Source organism: Clostridiales bacterium, from assembly GCA_018333995.1.
In the GTDB taxonomy this organism is placed as follows: domain Bacteria; phylum Actinomycetota; class Coriobacteriia; order Anaerosomatales; family SLCP01; genus JAGXSG01.
The window spans coordinates 48256-70852 of the sequence record JAGXSG010000032.1; the positions used below are offsets into that span (position 1 = coordinate 48256).

The 22597-nt window shown below is 62.2% G+C and carries 26 protein-coding genes; all 26 read right to left on the reverse strand.

Features of this window, described 5'->3' with window-relative positions; all coding sequences use genetic code 11:
* Positions 1-5: 5 nt before the first annotated feature.
* Positions 6-1259, reverse strand: a complete 1254-nt coding sequence (gene murA, locus KGZ40_09270; GenBank protein MBS3957696.1) for a UDP-N-acetylglucosamine 1-carboxyvinyltransferase — start codon at positions 1257-1259, stop codon at positions 6-8.
* Positions 1260-1433: 174 nt separating this feature from the next.
* A complete protein-coding gene (gene atpC, locus KGZ40_09275; GenBank protein MBS3957697.1) occupies positions 1434-1850 on the reverse strand; it encodes an ATP synthase F1 subunit epsilon in 417 nt (138 codons plus the stop codon).
* Positions 1851-1867: 17 nt separating this feature from the next.
* Complete coding sequence (gene atpD / locus KGZ40_09280; protein MBS3957698.1) at positions 1868-3274, reverse strand: F0F1 ATP synthase subunit beta; 1407 nt, start codon at positions 3272-3274, stop codon at positions 1868-1870.
* A gap of 30 nt (positions 3275-3304) precedes the next feature.
* On the reverse strand, positions 3305-4186 hold the full coding sequence (gene atpG / locus KGZ40_09285) for an ATP synthase F1 subunit gamma (protein MBS3957699.1): 882 nt from the start codon (positions 4184-4186) through the stop codon (positions 3305-3307).
* A 9-nt stretch (positions 4187-4195) separates the two neighbouring features.
* The gene (gene atpA, locus KGZ40_09290) at positions 4196-5884 is read right to left on the reverse strand and encodes a F0F1 ATP synthase subunit alpha (protein MBS3957700.1); all 1689 of its coding nucleotides are present in this window, start codon (positions 5882-5884) and stop codon (positions 4196-4198) included.
* Positions 5885-6306: 422 nt separating this feature from the next.
* Positions 6307-6849 carry a F0F1 ATP synthase subunit B gene (gene atpF, locus KGZ40_09295; GenBank protein ID MBS3957701.1) on the reverse strand — a complete coding sequence of 181 codons (543 nt, stop codon included), beginning with the start codon at positions 6847-6849 and terminating at the stop codon, positions 6307-6309.
* Between the two features lie 36 nt (positions 6850-6885).
* A complete protein-coding gene (gene atpE, locus KGZ40_09300) occupies positions 6886-7095 on the reverse strand; it encodes an ATP synthase F0 subunit C (GenBank protein ID MBS3957702.1) in 210 nt (69 codons plus the stop codon).
* 105 nt (positions 7096-7200) lie between these two features.
* Positions 7201-8007, reverse strand: coding sequence for a F0F1 ATP synthase subunit A (atpB, locus tag KGZ40_09305; protein ID MBS3957703.1), 807 nt, complete (start codon positions 8005-8007; stop codon positions 7201-7203).
* A gap of 16 nt (positions 8008-8023) precedes the next feature.
* Complete coding sequence (locus tag KGZ40_09310) at positions 8024-8326, reverse strand: hypothetical protein (protein ID MBS3957704.1); 303 nt, start codon at positions 8324-8326, stop codon at positions 8024-8026.
* 241 nt (positions 8327-8567) lie between these two features.
* A complete protein-coding gene (locus KGZ40_09315; protein ID MBS3957705.1) occupies positions 8568-9731 on the reverse strand; it encodes an undecaprenyl/decaprenyl-phosphate alpha-N-acetylglucosaminyl 1-phosphate transferase in 1164 nt (387 codons plus the stop codon).
* 6 nt (positions 9732-9737) lie between these two features.
* Positions 9738-10187 (reverse strand): cytidine/deoxycytidylate deaminase family protein, encoded by a 450-nt coding sequence (locus KGZ40_09320; GenBank protein MBS3957706.1) that lies wholly within the window; start codon positions 10185-10187, stop codon positions 9738-9740.
* Positions 10188-10207: 20 nt separating this feature from the next.
* Entirely contained in the window at positions 10208-10858 is a 651-nt protein-coding gene (gene upp / locus KGZ40_09325; GenBank protein ID MBS3957707.1) for a uracil phosphoribosyltransferase, read from the reverse strand.
* Between the two features lie 43 nt (positions 10859-10901).
* Positions 10902-12149 carry a serine hydroxymethyltransferase gene (locus tag KGZ40_09330; protein MBS3957708.1) on the reverse strand — a complete coding sequence of 416 codons (1248 nt, stop codon included), beginning with the start codon at positions 12147-12149 and terminating at the stop codon, positions 10902-10904.
* A gap of 75 nt (positions 12150-12224) precedes the next feature.
* On the reverse strand, positions 12225-12677 hold the full coding sequence (gene rpiB / locus KGZ40_09335; protein MBS3957709.1) for a ribose 5-phosphate isomerase B: 453 nt from the start codon (positions 12675-12677) through the stop codon (positions 12225-12227).
* Between the two features lie 143 nt (positions 12678-12820).
* The gene (locus tag KGZ40_09340) at positions 12821-13465 is read right to left on the reverse strand and encodes a threonylcarbamoyl-AMP synthase (GenBank protein MBS3957710.1); all 645 of its coding nucleotides are present in this window, start codon (positions 13463-13465) and stop codon (positions 12821-12823) included.
* Positions 13462-14382 (reverse strand): peptide chain release factor N(5)-glutamine methyltransferase, encoded by a 921-nt coding sequence (gene prmC / locus KGZ40_09345; GenBank protein ID MBS3957711.1) that lies wholly within the window; start codon positions 14380-14382, stop codon positions 13462-13464. Before prmC ends, KGZ40_09340 begins: the two co-directional genes overlap by 4 nt.
* Entirely contained in the window at positions 14382-15449 is a 1068-nt protein-coding gene (gene prfA, locus KGZ40_09350) for a peptide chain release factor 1 (protein MBS3957712.1), read from the reverse strand. The genes prmC and prfA overlap by 1 nt, the downstream gene beginning before the upstream one ends.
* A gap of 127 nt (positions 15450-15576) precedes the next feature.
* The gene (locus KGZ40_09355; protein MBS3957713.1) at positions 15577-16098 is read right to left on the reverse strand and encodes a hypothetical protein; all 522 of its coding nucleotides are present in this window, start codon (positions 16096-16098) and stop codon (positions 15577-15579) included.
* A gap of 9 nt (positions 16099-16107) precedes the next feature.
* Positions 16108-17046, reverse strand: coding sequence for a DUF1385 domain-containing protein (locus KGZ40_09360; protein ID MBS3957714.1), 939 nt, complete (start codon positions 17044-17046; stop codon positions 16108-16110).
* The gene (locus KGZ40_09365; GenBank protein MBS3957715.1) at positions 17046-17537 is read right to left on the reverse strand and encodes a hypothetical protein; all 492 of its coding nucleotides are present in this window, start codon (positions 17535-17537) and stop codon (positions 17046-17048) included. Before KGZ40_09365 ends, KGZ40_09360 begins: the two co-directional genes overlap by 1 nt.
* Positions 17530-18267, reverse strand: coding sequence for an FAD-dependent thymidylate synthase (locus KGZ40_09370; protein ID MBS3957716.1), 738 nt, complete (start codon positions 18265-18267; stop codon positions 17530-17532). Before KGZ40_09370 ends, KGZ40_09365 begins: the two co-directional genes overlap by 8 nt.
* 104 nt (positions 18268-18371) lie before the next feature.
* Positions 18372-18782 (reverse strand): 50S ribosomal protein L31, encoded by a 411-nt coding sequence (rpmE, locus tag KGZ40_09375; protein MBS3957717.1) that lies wholly within the window; start codon positions 18780-18782, stop codon positions 18372-18374.
* Between the two features lie 83 nt (positions 18783-18865).
* The gene (locus KGZ40_09380; protein MBS3957718.1) at positions 18866-19570 is read right to left on the reverse strand and encodes a hypothetical protein; all 705 of its coding nucleotides are present in this window, start codon (positions 19568-19570) and stop codon (positions 18866-18868) included.
* 66 nt (positions 19571-19636) lie between these two features.
* On the reverse strand, positions 19637-20914 hold the full coding sequence (gene rho, locus KGZ40_09385; GenBank protein MBS3957719.1) for a transcription termination factor Rho: 1278 nt from the start codon (positions 20912-20914) through the stop codon (positions 19637-19639).
* Between the two features lie 62 nt (positions 20915-20976).
* A complete protein-coding gene (gene fsa / locus KGZ40_09390) occupies positions 20977-21639 on the reverse strand; it encodes a fructose-6-phosphate aldolase (protein MBS3957720.1) in 663 nt (220 codons plus the stop codon).
* Between the two features lie 46 nt (positions 21640-21685).
* The gene (locus KGZ40_09395; protein ID MBS3957721.1) at positions 21686-22597 is read right to left on the reverse strand and encodes a hypothetical protein; all 912 of its coding nucleotides are present in this window, start codon (positions 22595-22597) and stop codon (positions 21686-21688) included.

The following is a 22597-nucleotide window of genomic DNA, read 5'->3' on the forward strand; positions in this document are numbered from 1 at the left end:
TTCGGTCATCTGCCCGTCCGAATGTCGGCGCCAAGCGCCGCAAGCTTGTCGACGAAACCTTCGTACCCTCTGAGGATATGCTGCGTGTCGCCGATCTCGCTCTCGCCTTCAGCCACAAGTGCGGCCAGCGCAAGAGCTGCTCCGGCACGCAGATCTGGACAGAGCACCGGCGCACCCGAGAGTCCCCGGACCCCTTTGACGAGCGCGTGGTGACCCTCGATACGGATGCTGGCCCCCATACGTACCAGCTCTCCGGCGAACATGAAACGGTTCTCAAACACGTTCTCAGTGATCACACAGTCACCGTCGGCAATCGCCATGAGGGCCATGAACTGCGGTTGCATATCCGTCGGGAATCCTGGAAACGGCAGCGTCTGAATGTCCACAGCACGCAACGGGCCCGACCGCGACACGGTCACGGCGTCGGCCTCAGACACGACTGTGCACCCCGCCTGCTCGAGTTTCATCAGCACCATCTCAATGTGCGCGGGATCTATGCCCGTCACACGTACGGAGCCTCCCGTGATGGCACCGGCCATGAGGTACGTTGCCCCCTCGATGCGGTCGCCGATCACGCGGTGACGCGCCGGTGCGAGGCTCTCGACACCCTTAACCTCGATGGTTGCGCTCCCCGCGCCACTGATGCGGGCTCCCATCGCCGAGAGAAACTGGGCCAAGTCGACGATCTCCGGCTCGCGTGCCGCGTTGTCGATTACCGTCGTGCCCTCCGCGAGAACTGACGCCATGAGAAGATTCTCCGTAGCTCCCACGCTCGGAAACTCAAGCACCACATGGGCGCCACGCATCCCGCCGGGGGCGCTGGCGACGATATTTCCGTGGTCAAGCGTGAAAGACACTCCCAGCGAACGCAAACCGCTGATGTGCATGTCCACTTTGCGTGATCCGATATTGCAGCCCCCTGGCATCGCCACACTGGCGTGACCGAGACGGGCAACGAGCGGTCCGAGCACGGAGATAGACGCGCGCATCCGCGAGACCATGTCGTAGGGCGCCTCGACCGAGGTGAGTACCGTCGCGTCAATCGTGACGATATCGCCATCTCGCTCGACTAGTGCGCCGAGTCCCGAGATGACCTCGACCATCGTGTCAACGTCGCTGATATCCGGCACGTTCTCGATGTGCGAGACTCCCGGCGCCAGAAGTGCGGCGGCCAGCAGCTTGAGTGCCGAGTTTTTCGCTCCTGATGCGGCAACTTCGCCGGAAACGTGCGCGCCGCCTCTGATGATGATGGGCTCCAACTCTGAGCTCAATCCTTCCAACTCCCGGTTCTCACCTGCTCCTAATCACAACCGTAGTGTAGTCCGGACAACTACTCAACAGCTTGCCCTCGGACGTCATGCGACGGTAACGGGAACGCGAAGGGCGGCGACCGCTCGCGCGTCCGCCGCCCGAAGTCGATACCGCGGCGTTCGCTACGTTGCCTTCTTGGCCGCCTTGAGCTGAGCCTCGCACCACTTCAGATCCGCAACGCACGCGTTGATCTCTCCCTCGGCGTCCGAGGAGAGCTCACTCATGCGCTGTCGTGTGTGCTCGATAGCCTGCCGGGCACGCTCGACATCGATCTGGGAAGATGCCGCGGCCTGATCGGCAAGTACGATCACTTTGTCCAAGTGAACTTGGATGTATCCGCCCGAGATCGCGAACCACTCGACCTTGCCATCGTCGTACATTACGCGGATCTCACCCGGATCAAGGGCGCTCACGAGCGGAGCGTGTAGCGGCAGGATGCCGATCTCGCCATCGATCGTGGGGGCGACGACCATCCGCACTTCGTTCGTGTAGACGATGCGCTCGGGTGTAACAATCTCGCACAGGAGGGTGCGTTCCATGTGGCCCGTCAACCTCCCTATGCGGTCGCTGCCATTTGCTCGGCCTTCTCAAGGACCTCTTCGATTGTGCCGACGTACCGAAACGCCTGCTCGGGCACTGAGTCGTGCACGCCAGCGACGATCTCTCCAAACCCGCGGATCGTGTCCTCGAGCTTGACGTACTTGCCGGCCATCCCGGTGAACTGCTCGGCCACGAAGAATGGCTGAGAGAGGAACTGCTGAATCTTGCGCGCTCGGGAGACAACGAGCTTGTCCTCTTCGGAAAGCTCGTCCATGCCGAGGATCGCGATGATGTCCTGCAGGTCCTTGTAGCGCTGGAGCACCTGCTGGACGGCGCGCGCCACGCGGTAGTGCTCCTCGCCCACAACCTCCGGCGTGAGAGCTCGCGAGGTGGACGCGAGCGGGTCGACCGCCGGATAGATGCCGAGCTCAGCGATCGAACGCGAAAGGACGGTCGTGGCGTCGAGGTGGGTGAACGCTGTCGCCGGTGCCGGGTCGGTGAGATCGTCAGCAGGAACGTAGATCGCCTGCACCGACGTGATCGATCCGCTCTTGGTCGACGTGATGCGCTCCTGCAGCTCGCCCATCTCCGTCGCAAGCGTGGGCTGGTAACCCACCGCCGAAGGCATGCGGCCAAGAAGCGCCGATACCTCAGAGCCAGCCTGAGTGAATCGGAAGATGTTGTCGACGAACAGAAGCACGTCTTGCCCCTGATCGCGGAAGTACTCGGCGGCGGTCAGGCCAGCGAGCCCAACGCGCAGCCGCGCTCCGGGAGGCTCGTTCATCTGACCGTAGACCAGCACGGTCTTCTCGATGACGCCAGACTCACTCATCTCGAGGTACAGGTCCGTGCCCTCGCGGGTACGCTCGCCCACGCCGGTGAACACCGAGGTCCCGCCGTGCGCCATGGCCAGGTTGTTGATGAGCTCCATGATGATGACGGTCTTGCCAACTCCCGCTCCGCCGAACAGACCCGTCTTCCCGCCCTTGATATAGGGTTCGAGCAGGTCGACGACTTTGATGCCGGTCTCGAACATCTCGGTTTTGGGCTCGAGATCCTCATACTCAGGGGCCTCGCGGTGGATGGGGTAGTAGTCCTCTGGCTTAACATCTCCCTTGCCATCGATCGGCTCACCGAGAACATTCCAGATGCGGCCGAGTGTCGACGGACCTACCGGCATCTTCATCGGGCCGCCTGTGTCAGCCGCCTCCATGCCGCGCGTGATGCCGTCTGTCGACGACATCGCCACGGCACGCACCTGATTGCCGGGCAGATGCTGCTGCACCTCGGCTACGGTCGCGACGTGACCGATGGGGCTTACCGCGTCGACCTTGAGCGCGTTGTAGATCGCGGGCATCTGGTCCGGAGCGAACTCAACGTCGAGGACCGGACCCACGACTCGTACTATACGTCCGACGTTCATTCGGGATTCCTTACCTTCCGTGGCTGCCATCTACTCCTCCAGTGCCGCCGCGCCGCCCACGATCTCGGCGATCTCATTGGTGATCGCAGCCTGGCGGGCGCGGTTGTAACTGCGCGTCAGGCTCGTGATCATCTCTGACGCGTTGTCTGTGGCCGACTTCATCGCGGTTCGCCTCGCGCCGTGCTCTGACGCGGCCGACTCCATGAGCGCTCTGAAGACGAGCGTCTCGACGTAGGTCGGAAGAAGACGCTCGAGCACACTCACGGCGTCGGGCTCGAAAGTGTACTCGGCGCTCACGTCCGCGCCCTCGGCGGCGTCATCAACAACGCGGCGCTCAATGGGCAGGAGCTGGTGGATCTCCGGCCTCTGCTCGGCCACGCTCTTGAAGCGATTGAATACCACGTATACGCCGTCAATTTCCTCGGCCGAAAATGAGCCGATCACGTGTGATGCGATGGCCTTGGCGTCAGCGAACGTGGGCTTGTCCGAGATGTCGCGGAAAGTCGCGAGCGGCTCGATGCCCCGGTACTTGAAGTACCCCGCGGCCTTCTTGCCAACCGCGATCACGTCAACCTCGACGCCGCGCGCACGTTCCTCACTGATGACGCCTTCGGTAATGCGGAGGATATTGCTGTTGAACGCCCCGGCAAGACCGCGGTCCGACGTGACCGAGATGAGCACCACGCGTTCACGCTTTCCATGCCGCTCGAGGAGAGGGTGCTCCGCGCCCTTGGCGTAACGGGCAACATTGCCGAGCACCTCCATCATCGAGATGGCGTACGGCCGAGCTGCTTCAATCTTCTCCTGGGCTTTCTTGATCTTGGCGGTCGCGACCATCTCCATGGTGCGCGTGATCTGGCGGGTCGATTCGACGCTGCCGATCCTCTTTTTGATGTCGCGAAGATTGGGCATGCCCGGCCCCTAGCTCGCCGAGAACGAAGCGGAGAACTCTCTGATCGCTTCTGCAAGCTTCTCGGAGGTCTCGTCCGACAGGACCTTCTCGTCCCGGATCGCCGCGGCGATGTCCGGGTACGCGCTCGCCACGAACTCAAGCAGCCCTTCCCGGAAGCGCTGGATGTCCTCGACCGCGATATCGTCGAGAAACCCCTTGGTTCCGGCGAAGATTGCGATGACTTGCTGGTCCACCGGATACGGAACGTACTGTCCCTGCTTGAGGAGCTCAACGAGGCGTGCGCCGCGGTTGAGCGTGGACTGGGTCGACTTGTCGAGGTCTGAGCCAAACTGCGCGAACGCCGCGAGCTCGCGGTATTGCGCAAGATCGAGACGCAGTGAGCCCGCGACCTGTTTCATCGCTTTGATCTGCGCGTTGCCACCTACTCGGGAAACCGAAATCCCCACGTTGATGGCGGGGCGCACACCCTGGTAGAAGAGGTCAGTCTGCAGGAATATCTGGCCGTCGGTAATCGAGATGACATTGGTCGGGATGTAAGCCGACACGTCACCAGCTTGCGTCTCGATGACGGGTAGCGCGGTGAGCGAACCAGCGCCGTTCTCATCCGACATTTTGACCGCACGCTCGAGCAGACGGCTGTGCAGATAAAAGACGTCACCCGGATATGCCTCGCGACCCGGAGGCCGACGCAATGTGAGCGACATCTGGCGGTACGCGACAGCCTGCTTGGAGAGGTCATCGTAGATGCAGAGCACGTGGCGGCCCGGGTTGTCCTTGCTCGCGGGCTTCCCGTCTTCGCCGTTGTACATGAAGTACTCGCCCATCGCGCATCCGCCCATCGGGGCGATGTACTGAAGCGGGGCGGGATCAGCCGCGGTCGCCGAGACGACGATCGTGTACTCCATGGCCCCGTAGCGATCGAGCGTCTCAACAACACTCGCCACGGTGGAGGCCTTCTGGCCGACCGCAACGTAGACGCAGATGACGTCGTTGCCCTTCTGGTTGATGATCGTGTCGATGGCGACAGCGGTCTTGCCCGTCTGACGGTCGCCGATTATGAGCTCGCGCTGCCCTCGTCCGATCGGGATCATGGCGTCGATAGCCATAATGCCTGTCTGCATCGGCTGATGCACTGGCTGGCGCTCGATGACGCCCGGCGCCCTGAATTCGAGTGGACGGTACCCCTCGGCGGCGATAGGTCCCTTGCCGTCAAGCGGCTCGCCGAGCGGATTGACGATACGGCCGAGCATGGCTTTGCCGGCAGGAACCGACACGACGCGTCCCGTGGTTCGCACGGTATCGTTTGCCTTGATGAGGGTGGTGTCACCCATCAACACGGCACCAACCTCGTGTACTTCGAGGTTGAGCGCCATGCCGTACACGACTTCGCCGCCCTCGCCCGCGAACTCCAGCAGCTCGCCGGCCATCGCGCCACGCAAACCATCGACGCGAGCAATACCGTCACCGAGCTGGATGACCGTGCCGACCTCGCGCACGTCGACCTCGGCCTGAAAGCGCTCCAGCTGCGCTTTCAGTACATCATTGATGGCGCTTGCGGTGATCTCAGGCACCTTGCGCCTCACCTCCCTGCGATGCGGCAGACAGCGCCACGCGCACAGCTCCAAGCTGAGACGCCAGGCTTCCGTCGAGTACGCGGCCTGCGACTTTGATGACGACTCCGCCGACGATCGAAGCATCAACCCGCTCACGCAGCGTGACGGGGCGCTCGAGCGAGGCGACGAGCTTTTGTGTGATTGACGCGCGCAACGCGTCGTCCAGCGGCAGTGCGGTCGTGACCTCGGCCACGACAACGTCCCTCTCCGCCTCGGCGATCTGGCCGAATACGCGAGCCATCTCGTCGAGGACGCCGGTGTTGCCACGCTCTACGGCGAGCGTGACCACCAAGACGACCTCTGGGGCGATTGCGGCACCGAAGATCTCGCGCAAAATCTCACGCTTCTTCTGTGCGGGTACACCTGCGTCCGCAAGTGTGTTACGCAGGTCGATATGACCACGAACGGCTCCGGCCACGGTGCGCAAGCCCTCGTCGGCCGCGTCGACCGCGTCGGCGGCGCAGGCGAGGTCGAAGAGGACCCGGGCATAGGTCCTTGCGATCTCGCTAGTTGTCATTGAGGCTCCCCACTTCGGAGAGGTACCGATCGATCAGCGCGGCGTGATCGGCCGCGGAAAGCTTCTCGCCTATGAGCTTGCCGGCTACCGCCACCGAGAGATCGGCCACGGATGCCTGAAGCTCAGCCATCGCTGCCTTCTTCTCGGACTCGATCGCCTCGCGGGCCTTCACGAGCATCTCAGACGCTTCGGCGTTGGCCTTCGCGACGATCTCTTCCTTCATCGACTCGGCGACCTTGCGGCCCTGCTCGATGACCTTACCGGCCTCAGCGCGCGCCTCGGCCATCTGCACCTTGTACTCCTCGAGCAGGCGTTCCGCCTCGACCTTGGTCTCCTCAGCGCGCTCGAGCGACTCGCGGATCGTGTCGGCACGCTTCTCAAGCATGTTGCCGATCGGACCAAAAGCGAGCTTCTTGAGCAAGAAGAACAAGATGAGAAACGCGATGATCGACGGCCAGATCTCTGCGAGAACCGGCACGACAGAGATCGCGGGCCCGCTCTCCTCAGCTGCGTATGCAACTCCTACAAACATGGCTCTCTTACCTCCACTCTCGCGGTGAACGGCCGCTTAGGCGCTGAGGATCAGAGCCAGGACGAAACCCAGAAGCGCGAGCGCCTCGGTGAAAGCGATCGCAATAAACATCGTGGTCTGGACCTTGCCAGCCATCTCGGGCTGGCGAGCCATCGCCTCGACGGCCTTGCCGCCGACGATACCGATGCCGAGACCCGGGCCGATGGCCGCGAGGCCGTAGGCGAGACCGGCGCCAAGAACACTCAGAGAGCCTTCCACCAGTGATCCTCCTTCATTTCCGAGGCCTTCCGGCCCCTTGCTGCCTCTCCGATGCCGGACGGAATCCGGCAATGTACCCGTGCGGTGTCGATACTAGTGGTCGTCAGCGTGAAGCGCACCGCCGATGTAGACCGAGGTAAGGAGCGCGAACACATACGCCTGGATAAACGCGACGAAAAGCTTGAAGGCGTACATGATGAGCAGCATGACCGTGCTCAGTCCCGCGATCGCGAAACCGCCCGCATTGAGCTGAGCGACTCCCAAAATGACGAAGATGCCAAAGATACCGAGAATCATGCCTCCGGCGAACATGTTCGCAAAAAGACGCACGGCAAGCGTGAGCGGCCTGAGAAAGTGCCCGACAACCTCGAGGACGAAAACGAACATCCCAAGTGGAAGCTTGGCGCCCCAGCCCATCTCCCGGATTCCTGAGGGGATGAGGGTCTTGAGGTAGCCGATAAATCCGTACTTACGAAAACCGATGTAGTTGTAGAGCACGAAGACCATCACCGCGAAGGTGGCGGTCACGCCGATTGTCCCAGTGCCCGGCATCGCTCCCGGGATGAGACCGACCAAGTTACTAAAAAGGATGAAGAAGAAGAGGGTCGCGATGAACGGGGCGTACTTCGGACCCTCCTTGCCCATCGCGTCATTGCACATGTTGCGGATGAACTCGTATCCCGCCTCTGCGATGTTACCGAGTCCAGAAGGAACGAGCGCGAGCTTGCGCGTGGCCATCAGCATGAAGCCGAGGGTGAGAAGGAACGAAACGATTAGGAAGAAGATATAGTTCGTCAGCACGAACGCCTCGGCTGTATCGACCGTGCCGTACAGGTCGTTCCAAGGCAGCACCGCATAGTGGTGGAGCTTGGACGCGAGCTTGTCAGAGAAGCCTTCCACGCGTTTCCTTCCTCCTTCACCTGGAACGGACGAGAACCCTGCCGTACCTCGTCAGTTCGATGGCGTACAGAACGAGAAAGCCGCCCGCCACTCCTGCGGCGAACGGCACGAACCCATCCGGGACGAAATGCCTGTAGGCAAAGAGGACGCCTGCGGCGATCGCCATCCGCGCGAAGAGCGACACGGCGGCGAGAGCAAGTCCGGCCTCGGGGTTTTCCGGTGTCATGGCCTTGAAACTTGCGCGCGACGACAGCACGAGCGCGGCACCGATGCCGACGCCCAGCACTGCGGCGACGGCCCAGTGAGCGAGCAGTGTCAAAACGCTATCCACAAGTGCGGGAGACAGAGACCATACCCCCTGATATGACACCAGAACCGGTCGACCGGGACGCAGCGCGCTCACCCACAAGAAAGCCCGTTAGCCTGTGCGTGCCGGCACACGGTCACGGATGTCGCTCGTGCTGGAGCCCCGGAAAGCGGCCCTATCGTACACGAACCCCAGCACCAGAACAAGCGCACGATTCAGTTAAGAAGTGACACGCCCTAAACCGGCGACCCGCCTAGAAGTCGCCGTTTTCCCGTCGCCCGACCACGTCAGACGCGGCAAGTCCGGACTCTTCCGGATCTTCTTCCGGATCTTCTCCCGGCTCCTCATCGGAATGGTGATGAGCGGCGTCGAACAAGCCGAGCCACGAGGCCATGAGAGCCGAGAGCCCGGCAAGGACGATGAACGTGAACAGCTTGATCGAAGTCGCAGCGTAGCGAACCGCGTATCCCCCGACCGCGAGCGCCGCCGACCACACGTAGATGATGAGCACCGTCTGACGCTGATCGAAACCACGACCGAGCAGCCGATGATGGATATGTCCTCTGTCCGCCTCCTGGATCGGCCGCTTGTGCCTGATGCGGCGAACGATCGCAGACGCCGTGTCGAAGATCGGCACGCCGATGATGAGCAACGGTACCGCGAGCGTAATGGCCGCTACCGACTTCATGACGCCGAGAAGGGATATGGTCGCAAGCGCAAACCCGAGGAACATCGCGCCTGAATCCCCCATAAAGATGCTCGCCGGATTGAAGTTGTATCGCAAGAACCCAATGCACGTGCCAATGAGCGCGGCGGCGAGCACTGCCGCTACCGGCTGATTCGATTGCATTGTGAGCGCGAGAAACGTTGCCGCCGCGATCGCCGTGACACCAGCCGCCAGACCATCCAAGCCATCAATGAGATTGATCACGTTCGCGAAGCCGACCATGTAGATAAGCGTGATCGGGACGCCGAGCAACCCCAGCGCTATCAGTCCACTGCCAAACGGGTGGCCGATAAAGTCGATCCGAACGCCAGACCCGATGACGACGAGAGACGCTACGATCTGTCCGATGAGTTTGGGACCCGGATCAAGCGTGATGATGTCGTCGACAACCCCGACTGCGAAGATGATCACGAGACCCGCGACCACGCCTGCAAACTGCGTCCCGCCGACTGCGAGAAGCTCACGCCATCCCAGGTACGTCTCCCCCGCAAGCTGCAGCGCAAGGGCCGCGCCAAAGCCCACGAACATGGCTATCCCGCCCAAACGCGAGATCGCTTGCGTGTGCACTTTGCGTCCGCCCGGCGTGTCGATGAGGCCGTACCTCACCGAGACGACACGCACGACCGGCGTGACCAAAAACGTCACCAGAGCCGCCACGACGATGAGGAACGCAATGTGCTGCACGCTCACAACTCGTCATCTCCCCTCGACGAGTCGCGGTACGACACCGGCCTCGGCACAGATCTCCTCGGCCAACGCATCGGGGTACGAATCCCTGAAAACTATGTCCGCAACACCTGCGTTGATCAGGATCTTCGCGCACAGCACGCACGGCTGATGGGTCGAGTACACGGTGGCGCCATCTATCACGATGCCGTGCCGGGCCGCCTGGATGACCGCGTTTTGCTCAGCGTGGATACCGCGGCAAAGCTCATGGTGGCTGCCCGAGGGTATTTCACGCTGATCGCGGAGACAGCCAACGTCCTCGCAGTGGCGCAACCCCGTGGGCGTCCCGTTGTAGCCCGTAGCGAGGATCCGCCGGTCTCTCACGAGGACGGCGCCTGTCTGGCGACGCAAGCATGTCGAACGGCCTGAGACCTGATCGGCGATGCTCATGAAGTATTCGTCCCACGAAGGGCGCGGCATGGCTTTACTGACCTCCGTGACTACCGGGTGCCAAACAGGCGATCACCAGCGTCGCCGAGACCAGGCACGATGTAGCCGTGATCGTTGAGGTGGCTGTCGACCGCGCACGTGTAGATCGTCACGCCGTCGCATGCCTTAACAACCTCCTCGATGCCCTCGGGGGCCGCGATGAGAACGAGGAGGCTCACCGCCTTGGCACCGCGCTCTTGCAAGAACTGCACCGCGGCGACGGCCGAGCCGCCTGTGGCGAGCATCGGATCGACGATTAGGATATCGCGCTCCCCGATGTCTTCGGGAAGCTTGCAGTAGTACTCGACAGGAAGGAGCGTCTCGGGATCTCGGTACAAGCCTATATGTCCGACCTTCGCGGCAGGAATAAGCTGAAGGATACCGTCGACCATACCGAGACCGGCACGCAAGATCGGGATCACCGCGACCTTCTTGCCTGCGAGCACGTACGTGGCCGTCTCCGTGATGGGGGTGGTCACCGTGGTCTTCGCGAGCTGGAACTCACGGGTTGCCTCGTACGCCATGAGCATCGCAAGCTCTCTTACGAGCTCGCGGAACTCTTTCGCGCCGGTGGCGACGTCCCTCATGATCGACAGCTTGTGCTGAATGAGCGGGTGGTCCATAACCACCACGTTGGAGTGCGCCTCGTGCTGTCGCGTCATCGAGCGTATTCCTCCTCGGATGTGCGGGCGGCTCTGGCCATCCCTACAACTCCGGGTAGAGCGGATGTGCGTCGAGCATGGCGCGCACGTCGGCGGCAATGTCAGCAAGACGCCGTTCATCACCGCGATGGAAGATCGCGTTGGCAAGCAGGCAGCCGACAGTGTGGGACTCGCCTTCAGTGAAGCCACGCGTAGTCATCGCAGCGGTGCCCACGCGGATGCCGCTTGTGACAAACGGGCTCTCGGGATCGTTGGGAATCGCATTCTTGTTGACAGTAAAGCCAACGTCTTCTAACAGCGCTTCGGCTTCCTTGCCGGTGATTTGGGCAGGGCGCAGATCGACGAGCATGAGGTGGTTGTCGGTGCCGCCCGAGACAAGCCTCAGCCCGCACTCTGCCATCGCCGCGCCCATCGCCTTTGCGTTGATGAGAACCTGATCGATGTATGCCGAGAACTCCGGGGTCATCGCTTCGTGAAACGCTACCGCCTTCGCGGCGATGATGTGTTCGAGGGGTCCGCCTTGCAGGCCCGGGAAGACCGCCTTGTCGATTGCGGCCGCGTGTTCCTCTTTGCACAGGATGAAACCAGCGCGTGGGCCTCTGAGTGTCTTGTGCGATGTTGAGGTCACGACATCAGCGACAGGAACTGGCGACGGATGCGCGCCGGTTGCCACAAGTCCAGCGATGTGCGCCATGTCCACCATGAAAATCGCGCCCACGTCTTTCGCGATCTCAGAGAACCTCTCAAAATCTATGACACGCGGGTACGCGCTCGCACCCGCGATTATCATCTTGGGGCGATGCTCGCGCGCCAGCCGTTCGACCTCATCGTAGTCGATCGTCTCGGTAGCCATGTCGAGCCCGTAGGGCACAACGTTGAACCACTTGCCCGAGAAGTTAACCGGAGATCCGTGGGTAAGGTGCCCGCCCATCGCGAGATTCATGCCCAAAACGGTGTCGCCCGGGGTGAGGAACGCGTAGAACGCCGCAAGGTTGGCTTGTGCACCCGCATGAGGCTGCACATTGGCGTGCTCCGCGCCAAAAAGGCGCTGCGCCCGCTCTCGCGCGAGACTCTCGACGATGTCGACCTTCTCGCACCCGCCGTAATATCGCTTGCCGGGAAGTCCCTCGGCGTACTTATTGGTGAGAACGGTTCCTGCCGCCTCGAGAACCGCCATCGAGACAAAGTTCTCGCTCGCGATGAGTTCAATCGTATTCCGCTGACGCTCAAGCTCGGCATCGAGCGCCGCCGCGAGTTCTGGGTCGTGTTTCGGAATGTACCTGAGTGTCATGCTCGCTTCGCTCCCCTTCTCACGCGGCGGCCATGGAACCGCCCTACGTACGTGCGCGTGGTACTCCGGCCAATGTCACACCCCGCGGTTCTCGTCCTCTAGAGCGGTAATCGCGTCGACCCGCCGCTGGTGCCTCCCGCCCTCGAACTCAGTCGAAAGAAAGACGTCTACAATCCGGCGGGCCACATCTTCGCCGAGCGTGCGGCTCCCCATCGTCACGACGTTGGCGTCGTTGTGAAGGCGCGACATGCGTGCCATCTCGGGATCGGACACGTTGGCCGCGCGCACACCGGACACCTTGTTCGCCGCGATCGCCACGCCTATTCCCGATCCGCACACCAGCACTCCGCGATCGGCATCGCCTGACGCGACCGCGTGACCGACTTTTGCGGCGAGCACGGGGTAGTCGACCGGTTGCTCGCTGTGCGTGCCAACGTCAACGACCTCGTGTCCTGCTTGGATGAGGTGCGATTCGAGTCTCTCTTTGAGTTCGAATCCCGCGTGATCGCTTCCAATCGAGATACGCATGCCCGTCCTATCGCGTCTTGTGAGGTGAATCGGAGGCGGCCCGCCAGGAGCCACCGCCGATTGTATACCAGCGGTCCGGCGGTGTCTCAGATCCGGCAGCGCCTCAGATCAACGCCATCCCAGCCTCCGAGCTCTCGCCGCGCTCAGTTCCCGCCGTGGGCGACAGCCATGATCTCCTGGGCAGGTATCGCGCCTTCGCGAATGATCGCCGGTGCAAGACCAGTGCAATCCACCACCGTAGATGGCATGCGATGAGCGGTCTGCCCACCGTTTAGCACAACATCGGCGGCCGCGATGATGCGCTCCTCTACTTCCGAAAAGTCGCCCGGCGCGGGGCGGCCGCTCGTGTTAGCTGATGTCGCGATGATCGGTCCACCTGACGCGTGTATGAGTTCCATCACGACCCGGTGGTCCGGTGAGCGGAGACCGACGGTCCCATCGTCGGCCTGGAAGTCCTTGCCGACGACGCCCGACGCCTTCACGACAAGCGTGAGCGCACCCGGCCAGAACTCCTTGGCGAGAGCGTGCGCATACTCCGGTACATCAACGCCGTACGTGTCAAGCAGCGTGTCGTCGTTCTCGACAAGCCAGGGCAGTGGGCTGTCAAGAGGCCTGACCTTCACATCGAAGATCTCATGCGGCCCAATCCAAGAATGCGCCGCGGCACCGATTCCGTAGACCGTCTCTGTGGGGAAGACAACAATCCCGCCGTCACGGAGTACTGTGGCGGCGAGATTGATGACTTCTGCGGACGGGTTCTCCGGGTCGATATGAAACACCTTGTTCATTGCGATCCGCCTCCGTTCGTCGAGTACGACTGCCCTGGCCTGACCGTTTGTCGTGGAGCTTTCGCCACCAACACGCGATCGCGTCCCACGAGATCCGATACGACTTCTACTTCTAGATACCACTCCCCAACCATTTCGGCAGCACGCCGGACACACGTTTCGTCAAGCTCCATCACACAGGCACCAGTGGGAGTAAGCCATTCGAGGGCATCCGTTGCGATCCGCCGCGCAATTCCGAGTCCGTCAGCGCCTCCATCGAGCGCAGCGGCAGGTTCGTGACCGGAGACTTCGAGCGGAAGCGATGCGAGATTCGCGGTGGGAATGTACGGCGGGTTCGCCGCAACGACATGTACCGTCCCCCGTAGCTCCGCCACAACAGGTGCGAACAAATCGCCGCACACCACACTCACCCGCTCCGCGACGCCGATACGCGCGGCGTTCTTCTCAGCGGTGACCACCGCGATTTCCGAGACATCCGTCGCCACGACTGTCGCTTGGGGGTGTTCGGACGCTATCGCGCATGCGATACAGCCAGACCCTGTGCAGATGTCTAACACGACCGGACTCTCCACACCGTTTAGCAGCTTCAGGCACTCGTCGACGAGAACCTCGGTCTCCGGCCGAGGGATGAACACCCCGGGAACGACGTGTACGACTATGTGACGGAACGGCATCTCTCCCGTGACGTACTGGAGTGGCTCGCCAGCCGCCCGCCGTTTGATCGAATCGCGCAAGGCCGTCCGCTCCGTCTCCGAAAGCGGGCGATCGAAATGCGCATAGAGCTCCACACGAGAGAGGCTGGTGGCCGCGGAAAGGAGCCACTCAGCTGAGCGACGCGGCACATCGACGCCGACGCGTTCGAAGTGCCTGGTCATCCACTCGAGCGCGTCTCGGATCGTCCAGACGCGACCCTCCATCAGACCACAGCCGCCAAGCGCTCCGCCCGGTCGGCGGCGGCGAGCGCATCGATCATGGGTGCGATCTCGCCCATGAGCACGCCGGGCAGGTTGTGGATGGTCAAACCGATCCGATGATCGGTGACGCGATCCTGCGGGATGTTGTACGTGCGGATCTTCTCGGAACGGTCGCCTGAGCCAATCTGGTTGCGCCGAGCGTCCCCGAGTTCACTTGCCCTGCGCTCAAGTTCCAGCTCGTAGAGGCGCGCGCGAAGCACCTTGAGCGCGTTTTCCCGGTTTTGCAGCTGGGACTTCTGGTTCTGCGACTGCACCACGAGTCCGGTAGGCAGATGAGTGATGCGTACCGCCGAATCGGTCGTGTTGACCGACTGTCCTCCCGGACCGCTGGAACGATACACGTCGATGCGAAGATCGTTCTGGTTGATCCCAATCTCAACGTCCTCGGCCTCAGGGAGCACCGCGACGGTCGCCGTCGACGTGTGGATTCGCCCGCTCGACTCAGTCGCTGGAACACGCTGGACCCGGTGCACGCCCGACTCGTACTTCATCTTCGAGTAGACGTTCGCGCCCTTCACTATGAACGAGACATCCTTGTAGCCCCCAACCTCGTTCTCGGACGCGTCGATCTCCTCGACTTTCCACCGTTGCGACTCAGCGTATCGCGTATACATCCGGTACAGGTCACCGGCGAACAAGCCCGCCTCGTCGCCCCCAGCGCCCGCGCGTATCTCGATGATGACGTTCTTCCCGTCGTTGGGATCGGAAGACACCATCATCACCTTGATCTCGTCTTCGAGCGGTTCCACACGTGCGCGCAGCTCCTCGAGCTCCTCCCGGGCAAGCTCTCGCATTTCTGGATCGGACTCAGTGCGGCTGATCTCCTCGGCCTCGCTGATCCCATCAAGCACGCCAAAGTACTCCGCAATCCGCTCGGCGAGCGGGGTCATCTGCGAATGCTCCCGCGCGAGAGGTGTGTAGACCTTCTGGTTTGAGAACACCTCGGGATCGGCGAGCTTACTACTGAGCTCACGGTAGGTCTGCACTATCGATTCGAGCTTGTCACGCATCACGGGAGCATCCTTCATGTCCGAGCTAGTTGTTCTCGCTGAGTAGAGCCGGGGGATTCACGTTGAAGGTTAGCACGTCTGACGCTCGACGGCGGGAAGCTGGTGTCATCCGCGCGTGACTCCACGATCACGACCCCTCGCGGTGGTTGCCACCGGAGCGGCCGTGCGATCTGGCGTCCCACCCGGCGGCGTGGAAACGCCAAAATACCCGCGAGGCGACGAGGAGGGCTGTCGCCACCGCAACGTAGACGGTCGCGAGCGCCGGCCTCGGGATATCGGTCAGTCGCAACGCGTGGCCAAGCGCGATCATCGACAGCACCACCGCCCAGGAGCGCACGGAGAAGAATCCGGCGACCCGGGCACTCGGTCCCCGTTCGCGGATTCGTGACGCGGCCTTGCGCGCGACAGGTTCGAGCAGGAAGCGGGCTTTCACGAGGCCGAGAATCACGCCGCCCGCCGCAAGGGAGAGAGCGAGTGCGACCGGTGTCTCGGCGAGCCAGAGTATCGCTCTCGAGCCGAGGACCGCCGCACCCGTCGCCCACAACATCCCAGCAAACGCGAGCTGCATGCGCTCGCCTCGCGCCACGGTTGGCGCGATTTCGCGCTGTTCGCCGTCGCGACCGGTTCGCATGACGCGCGCTGCGCGCACGACCGTACCCTACCGCTCAGCAAGAGCAGGCTCAAGCGACTCCCGCTCGATCACGGCGTTCATTGCTGTCACCGCGATCTCAACCATGCCCTCATCGGGCTCTCGCGTAGTCATGCGCTGGAGCTGCAGTCCCGGCCAAAGCACGACGCGCACGACCGGATTTTCGGGCACCCTGCCGGCCCACTTGATCACCTCGTACGCAAGGCCCGCGATGAGCGGCAAAAGGACTATGCGAAGAGAGATCGCCACACTCAAGATTACGAACCTGTTGTCACTGCCGATGAGGTCTGTGATCGCGCGAACCGGCACGATCGAGAACACGATGATCGCTATGACCATCACCATGAGTAGAAACGATGTTCCGCACCGGACGTGTAATGTCGTCTTTTCCTGAATGATTCGCGGCTCGAGCGGCAAGCCCTGTTCGTAGGCGTGGATCGTCTTGTGTTCGGCACCGTGATAGGCGAAGACCCGCTGGATGTCACGCATTCGGCTGATCGCCACGATGTAGAGGACGAACGCGACCACCCGTAACACACCGTCGACTAGGTTCCACGTAAACGGGCGCTCGATCGCCCCTCCTACCAAAAAGTTAGTCACCACCGCCGGCAAGATGACGAAGAGGACAACCGCCAGCACCACACCGAGCGTCATGGAAATCGTGATTTCCTTGCTCGACAGCTTGTCTTCCTCTGTCTCGCCGGCGTGCTCGGCCGAGATGGCGAACGCCTTCATCGCGAGCACGAGAGTCTCGTACATGCCTACAACGCCTCGGATGATCGGCGTACCGAGCCACGGGCGCTTCGAGACCGCCGTTGTGAGGTCGTGAGCCTCCAGATGGATACTCCCATCGGGCTTTCGCACCGCGATTGCCCAGTTGTGCTTTCCACGCATCATGATCCCCTCGATGACCGCCTGGCCACCGATGTGCGTGTGCTTGACCGGCATCACTCACTCCCTTTCGAGCCGAGCATCTCCCGCCACCCGGCTTTGATCTCCTTGGGTACGTTCGCGTGACTTGCCAACCACACAAGGTATACGGCTACGGCGGCAAGCGAGAGTCCCGCATCCGGCTGGTTGGTCCAATATGGCGCGCCGGGGAGTCTGAAGACGTCCATAATCGACAAGCCGAGTATAGCCGCGACAACCAGGGACGTGTTCGCCCCCGCTTTCAGACGTTCGCGGTACGCGCCTTGTCGCCGTTCGTCACCTGGACAAAGCGCCGAAGATAACGCCCACGACGCTGGCCTGAGCGCGAATGCGGTAAGCGGCGCAAGTGCGGCAAACAGCGTCCATGACCAGCCCTCACCGAGCAGAACCGTGAGCGATGTCGCGAAGATGAACGGCAGCCAGATGTGGGCAGCGACCGCGCCTCTGTCGAAACCCGCCCGTGACCGGGTACCCGAGAGAGCGGTGTTTCCGCCCCGGTGATCACTCACGGCGTTGCGCCTTTTCGTACGGCTCACCGCACGTCATCGTCCCTTCACGGCAGTGGCCGCGCCTACACGACGCTCCCGCGTCCATGAACAGGTACGGTGCCGAGGGTTCGACGAGGGCCAGCATCTGAAGAGCAAGTTCACGAATCTCCCACTGGGCCCTCTTGCAGCACCTCAGCTCGAAGAAGTGCAACAGTTCGCGAATGTTCATTGTGACAACGATCTTGGTTTCCATGGCGTTTGGCAGCACGTAGCGTGCGTCTTCCGCCGAAATCCCAGAGTCGATTAGCGTGCGATAGGCGGCAAAGGCCGCCTTCGTCGCTGCCTCAAAGCATGACATCCCTGCGGGATCGTTCGCGACACTCGGCGGGACAATGAAACACGGTTCCTCGGCGTAGGAAACGTACCGCTGCGACTGCTGGTTGTACGACGCAAGACGGTGCCGCACGAGCTGGTGTGTGAGCGCGCGTGACACGCCATCGATGGCGAAGGTGTAGGTGGCGTGCTCAAGCGCCGAATAGTGTCCCGAAGTCATGATGGTGCGCAGGACCGTGCGGACTGCGGCGTCTGGCATCGCGTCCATGAGCTCGGCCGCCCCGACGGGCGCGTAACAGAGCCGGGCGGCTACGGCCACAGCGCGCTCTGGATCGGGCGTGTGATAGAGCAGACGGACATCCACTACGTGCCTTCCTTGGAAAAGGTGCCGGGACAGGCGGCCTGTTCGCCCCGCCATTCTAGCAGTCATCACTTCGGACACGGAGCCTTCGAGACGAATCAAGGGCAAGCTATTAGGCTCGCCCTTGATCAAGCGTCGCGATCGTCGCGTTCGATGACCCGCTACTCGGCGGCCTCGGCGGCGATAGGGGCCTCGTCTCCCACCGCGTCCGCCGCTCCCGCAGCCGTAGCCTGCTTGGTCTCGAACTTGGCCGCCTTGGCCGCCTTCTCGGTCTCCTTGGCTTCGCGGGCCTGGCGCGCACTCAGTGCGGTTTCCTCAGCGGTTTTCTGGCGCGCCTTGCGCTCCGCGGCCTCCTTCTCCATGACAGACGCGGCCGCGTTCCCGAACTTGTCGGCAAAACGCTGGACGCGGCCACCGGAATCGACGAGCTTCTGCGTGCCCGTGTAGAACGGGTGACACTTGGAGCACAGTTCGACGTGGAGATCGCTCTTGGTGGAGCGGGTCTTGAAGGACTCGCCGCAAGAGCACGTCACCGTGGCTTCGACGTAATCCGGATGTATTCCCTGACGCACGTGCGTTCACCTCCGTGAGATGCCCTCGGTTTCCGACCGAGCGCGGACAGCCGCGGTAGCATACCACGCCATGGCGGACGACGCTACTGGCCTGGCTCACTCACCATCGAGTTCGCGATCTGGATAATCTCCTTCGCCGGCACCACGCCGTCGTGGCTGCGCAGAGCGTAAAAGACGGATCCCTCCACCCAGGAAAGCTGGCTAGAATCGACGTAGATGCCGGGCGCATCGTGGTAGTCAACGAGGTGTGCGTCAACGCCACGGACCTGCACAGTACTCCAGAACGGTTGTTCATCCGGTGCGAGGCCGACGGCATACAGGCTCTCAAGGGCACTCTTTGCAGACGACGCGTCCGCATGCGGAATCTGAATGAATATGAGCCCGTCGAAGAACTCGAAGACGACCTGCCGGGAGACAAGGTCAGCGTCAGCGCCCTCAGCCCCACTCTTGAGAAGTTGCTCTTCGTCGACTGACGGCCCGATCGCGAAACCGAGCGAGCGACGTCCACCGGTATTCGCAAGGTGCGGAAGCTGCCGGCCGACAACCCCCTCAGCTGATTCCCTGCTCGCAATCCGGGGCATTCCACGCGCCTCATAGTCCTCGATGGTACGAAGATCCGAGTCGCCATATCGTGCTGGAGTCTTTACCGTTAAGGGAGTACTCATTGTGTCCTGACCCCGCATCTCCCGAGGTCCCGTTCGTCCATCGACCACAATAGCAACCGCGAGGAGCACCAGCAGACCGACGACTGAACCGACCGCCACGAGCTGGTTTCTGGAAAACGTCATTCTTCCTCCGATCACACTCCGAGGCGGCCTTGGCGGCTCACACTTGCCGCCGCCCGCAGGGCCGCGCTACAGGTCGATCCCGTTCGTCTTCTCCTGGGCCTTCTTTGCCATTTTCGACAGGAACTCCTGATTCGACTCGGTCTGCCGAAGTCCCTTGATGAGCATGTCGATCGCGCGCTCGGCGTTGTCAACGCCATGCAGTATACGGCGAAGGCCCCACACGAACGGCGCTTCCATCGGATCGAGAAGCAGCTCCTCCTTGCGCGTGCCGCTCGTGACAACGTCGATTGCGGGGAAGATGCGGCGGTCGGCCATCCGGCGGTCGAGCCTGAGCTCCATGTTGCCGGTCCCCTTGAACTCCTCGAAGATGACCTCGTCCATCTTCGAGCCGGTCTCGACGAGGGCTGTGGCAAGTATCGTGAGCGACCCGCCGTGCTCGATATTGCGGGCCGCGCCGAAGAAACGCTTGGGCGGGTAGAGCGCGGTGGAGTCCACACCACCGGACAGGATGCGTCCAGACGCCGGGGTGGCGAGGTTGTACGCACGGGCAAGACGCGTGATCGAGTCGAGCAGAATGACGACGTCAAAGCCGCTCTCCACGAGACGTTTCGCCCGCTCCATGAGCAACTCGGCGACAGCGATGTGGTTCTCGGAGGGCATGTCGAACGTCGAACTCACGACCTCGCCGTGGATCGAGCGCTCCATGTCGGTGACCTCTTCGGGACGCTCGTCGACGAGGAGGCACATCAGGTACACCTCGGGGTTGTTTGCCGTAATCGAAGCGGCGATATCCTTGAGGATCGTAGTCTTGCCAGCCTTGGGTGGCGACACGATAAGGCCGCGCTGCCCCTTACCGATCGGTGCGATGAGGTCGATGATCCGCGCGGTCAGATCCCCCCTGCCGATCTCGAGGCGGAACCGCTCATCTGGGTAGACCGGGGTCAGGTCGCGGAAGTTCTTGCGTCCGCGGACCTCCTCAGGTGAGCGTCCGTTGATCATGTCGATACGCTGGAGCGCCGGATATTTCTCGCTCTCCTTGGGTGGCCGCACCTGGCCTTTGATGAGATCGCCCCGGCGCAGCTCTCCCCTGCGGATCTGCGACATCGAGCAGTACACGTCGGTATCACCGGGCAGATAGCCAGAGGTGCGGATGAATCCGTACCCCTCTGGGAGCACATCGAGAATCCCGCTGATCTCAACGAACCCCTCGGCCTTTACTTTCGCTTCGAGCACGGCGCAGATGAGATCGTCTTTCTTGCGCAACTCTTTCACCTCGAGACCAAGCTCAAGTGCCATCTCCTTGAGCTCAGCAACCTTCTTCGCTTCGAGGTCAGCGCGAGTGATCGAGGGCTTTTGATCCTGGGGCTGGCCGCTACCGCGGCGGCCGCGCTTGCGTGGCCTAGCACTCATGAGTTCTTGACCTTCTCCCAATCAGCGAGGAACGACTCGACTCCGCGATCGGTCAGCGGATGTCTTACGCACCTCTCCAGCACCCCAAAGGGAACCGTCGCGATACTGGCGCCGAGGAGCGCGGCGCCCACCACGTGCTGCGGGTGACGGACGCTCGCCGCGATGACCTCGACAGAGTGCCCGAAATCGTAGTTTGCGAGCGCGGCGATCACGTTGCCGAGATGCTCGAGGCCATCTTCGGAAATGTCATCAAAGCGGCCAACGAACGGAGAGACGTACGCCGCGCCCGAACGGGCGGCAAGGATAGCCTGGGGCACCGTGAAGCACAGCGTCATGTTAACGCGGATGCCCTTGTCGGCGAGCGCCCGGGTAGCCGCGAGGCCCTCGGGTATGGTCGGCACCTTCACGACGACGTTGGGGTGGAGGGCGGCAAGTTCGATGCCCTCCACGACTATCTCATCCCGGGTCAGCGTGACCGTCTCGGCCGAGACTGGCCCGTCGACGATTTCGCAGATGCGGACGATGTGATCGTGGAACTCGGCAAGCTTACCTCCCTCACGTGCGTAGAGGGTCGGGTTGGTGGTAACGCCGGAGAGAACCCCCCAGCTAGCGGCCTCTTCGATCTCCGCTAGGTTCGCGGTGTCCAAAAAGAACTTCACGTGGACTGCATCCTCCTTCTTCACGTTCGTCCGCGACGCGGGCGAATCAGTCGGTCTTCTCCTCAAGCACGGCGCTGACAACGTGCTCAAGTGTCTCGGCCACGGTACGGTCGAGCTGATGGCTGTGGATGACCGGTATCCCGTTCTCGACGGCCATCTGCTCGATGTAGTGCCCGAGCATGCGGATATTGTCGAAGTTCGAGCGGTACCGCTCGAACGGACGCAACCCGTCTGTCTGGACCTCACGGATGTAAAAGTGACTGCGGTGGGACTGTTCGTCGTCGACAGCGATGACAATCTGCACGACACGTCCGCCGGGGAACTCCTCGGCGTCGATGTACCCGGGAACGAGATGAACCCCCTCGACTACGAGGCTCACGCCCTCCTTGACGCTTCGCTCGATGAGCGACGTGACCCCCGTAGTCACCACCGCCGTCTGTTCGCGAAAACCGATGATAACCGGATCAGCGCCAGGAGGGACGGGTACTCGCAGGCTTCGCCACGCATCGAAGGCGCTCATGTGGATGGCGGGCATGAGTTCCTCGGTAAAGATACCACGCATCACCTCGCGAATGGAATCCGTCGATACGAAACGCGTGATACCGAGCCGATGTGCCACTTCGGCGGCGATCGTCGATTTGCCCACGCCGGTCGTGCCGCCGATCAGCACGATGAGCGGGGTGTCGATTCCGCTCACCGCGGTGAGGCGCCGGTAACGGTCGGCGTACTCGGGACCAACCATGCGTTCGAGATACTCGGTGGCAAGCGTGCGCAGACGTGAGATGGTGATTGAGAGCTCGTCGCGTTCGCGCAGGTCCTCCTGGATCGCCTGCGCTACGGTGTAAGCGGCCGAGGGAGGCATCCCTGTGGCCGTAAACGACTGCGCGAGCAAACCCTTCGAGAAAGGTAATCCGTGGCGCTTATCGCTCAGGATGATCGTCTTCGAGGTGTGGGCCAT

Bases quoted from the DNA above. Each gene is read 5' to 3' on its own strand.
- atpC (MBS3957697.1), bottom strand. From the start codon at position 1,850: ATGGAACGCACCCTCCTGTGCGAGATTGTTACACCCGAGCGCATCGTC.
- atpD (MBS3957698.1), bottom strand. From the start codon at position 3,274: ATGAACGTCGGACGTATAGTACGAGTCGTGGGTCCGGTCCTCGACGTT.
- atpG (MBS3957699.1), bottom strand. From the start codon at position 4,186: ATGCCCAATCTTCGCGACATCAAAAAGAGGATCGGCAGCGTCGAATCG.
- atpA (MBS3957700.1), bottom strand. From the start codon at position 5,884: ATGCTTCGATCGTCGGCGGAGTCGTCATCAAAGTCGCAGGCCGCGTAC.
- atpF (MBS3957701.1), bottom strand. From the start codon at position 6,849: ATGTTTGTAGGAGTTGCATACGCAGCTGAGGAGAGCGGGCCCGCGATC.
- KGZ40_09320 (MBS3957706.1), bottom strand. From the start codon at position 10,187: ATGCCGCGCCCTTCGTGGGACGAATACTTCATGAGCATCGCCGATCAG.
- upp (MBS3957707.1), bottom strand. From the start codon at position 10,858: ATGACGCGACAGCACGAGGCGCACTCCAACGTGGTGGTTATGGACCAC.
- KGZ40_09330 (MBS3957708.1), bottom strand. From the start codon at position 12,149: ATGACACTCAGGTACATTCCGAAACACGACCCAGAACTCGCGGCGGCG.
- rpiB (MBS3957709.1), bottom strand. From the start codon at position 12,677: ATGCGTATCTCGATTGGAAGCGATCACGCGGGATTCGAACTCAAAGAG.
- KGZ40_09340 (MBS3957710.1), bottom strand. From the start codon at position 13,465: ATGAACAAGGTGTTTCATATCGACCCGGAGAACCCGTCCGCAGAAGTC.
- prmC (MBS3957711.1), bottom strand. From the start codon at position 14,382: ATGGAGGGTCGCGTCTGGACGATCCGAGACGCGCTCGAGTGGATGACC.
- prfA (MBS3957712.1), bottom strand. From the start codon at position 15,449: ATGCGTGACAAGCTCGAATCGATAGTGCAGACCTACCGTGAGCTCAGT.
- KGZ40_09360 (MBS3957714.1), bottom strand. From the start codon at position 17,046: ATGCCGGTCAAGCACACGCACATCGGTGGCCAGGCGGTCATCGAGGGG.
- KGZ40_09370 (MBS3957716.1), bottom strand. From the start codon at position 18,267: ATGGCGGGGCGAACAGGCCGCCTGTCCCGGCACCTTTTCCAAGGAAGG.
- KGZ40_09380 (MBS3957718.1), bottom strand. From the start codon at position 19,570: ATGACGTTTTCCAGAAACCAGCTCGTGGCGGTCGGTTCAGTCGTCGGT.
- KGZ40_09395 (MBS3957721.1), bottom strand. From the start codon at position 22,597: ATGGCCCACACCTCGAAGACGATCATCCTGAGCGATAAGCGCCACGGA.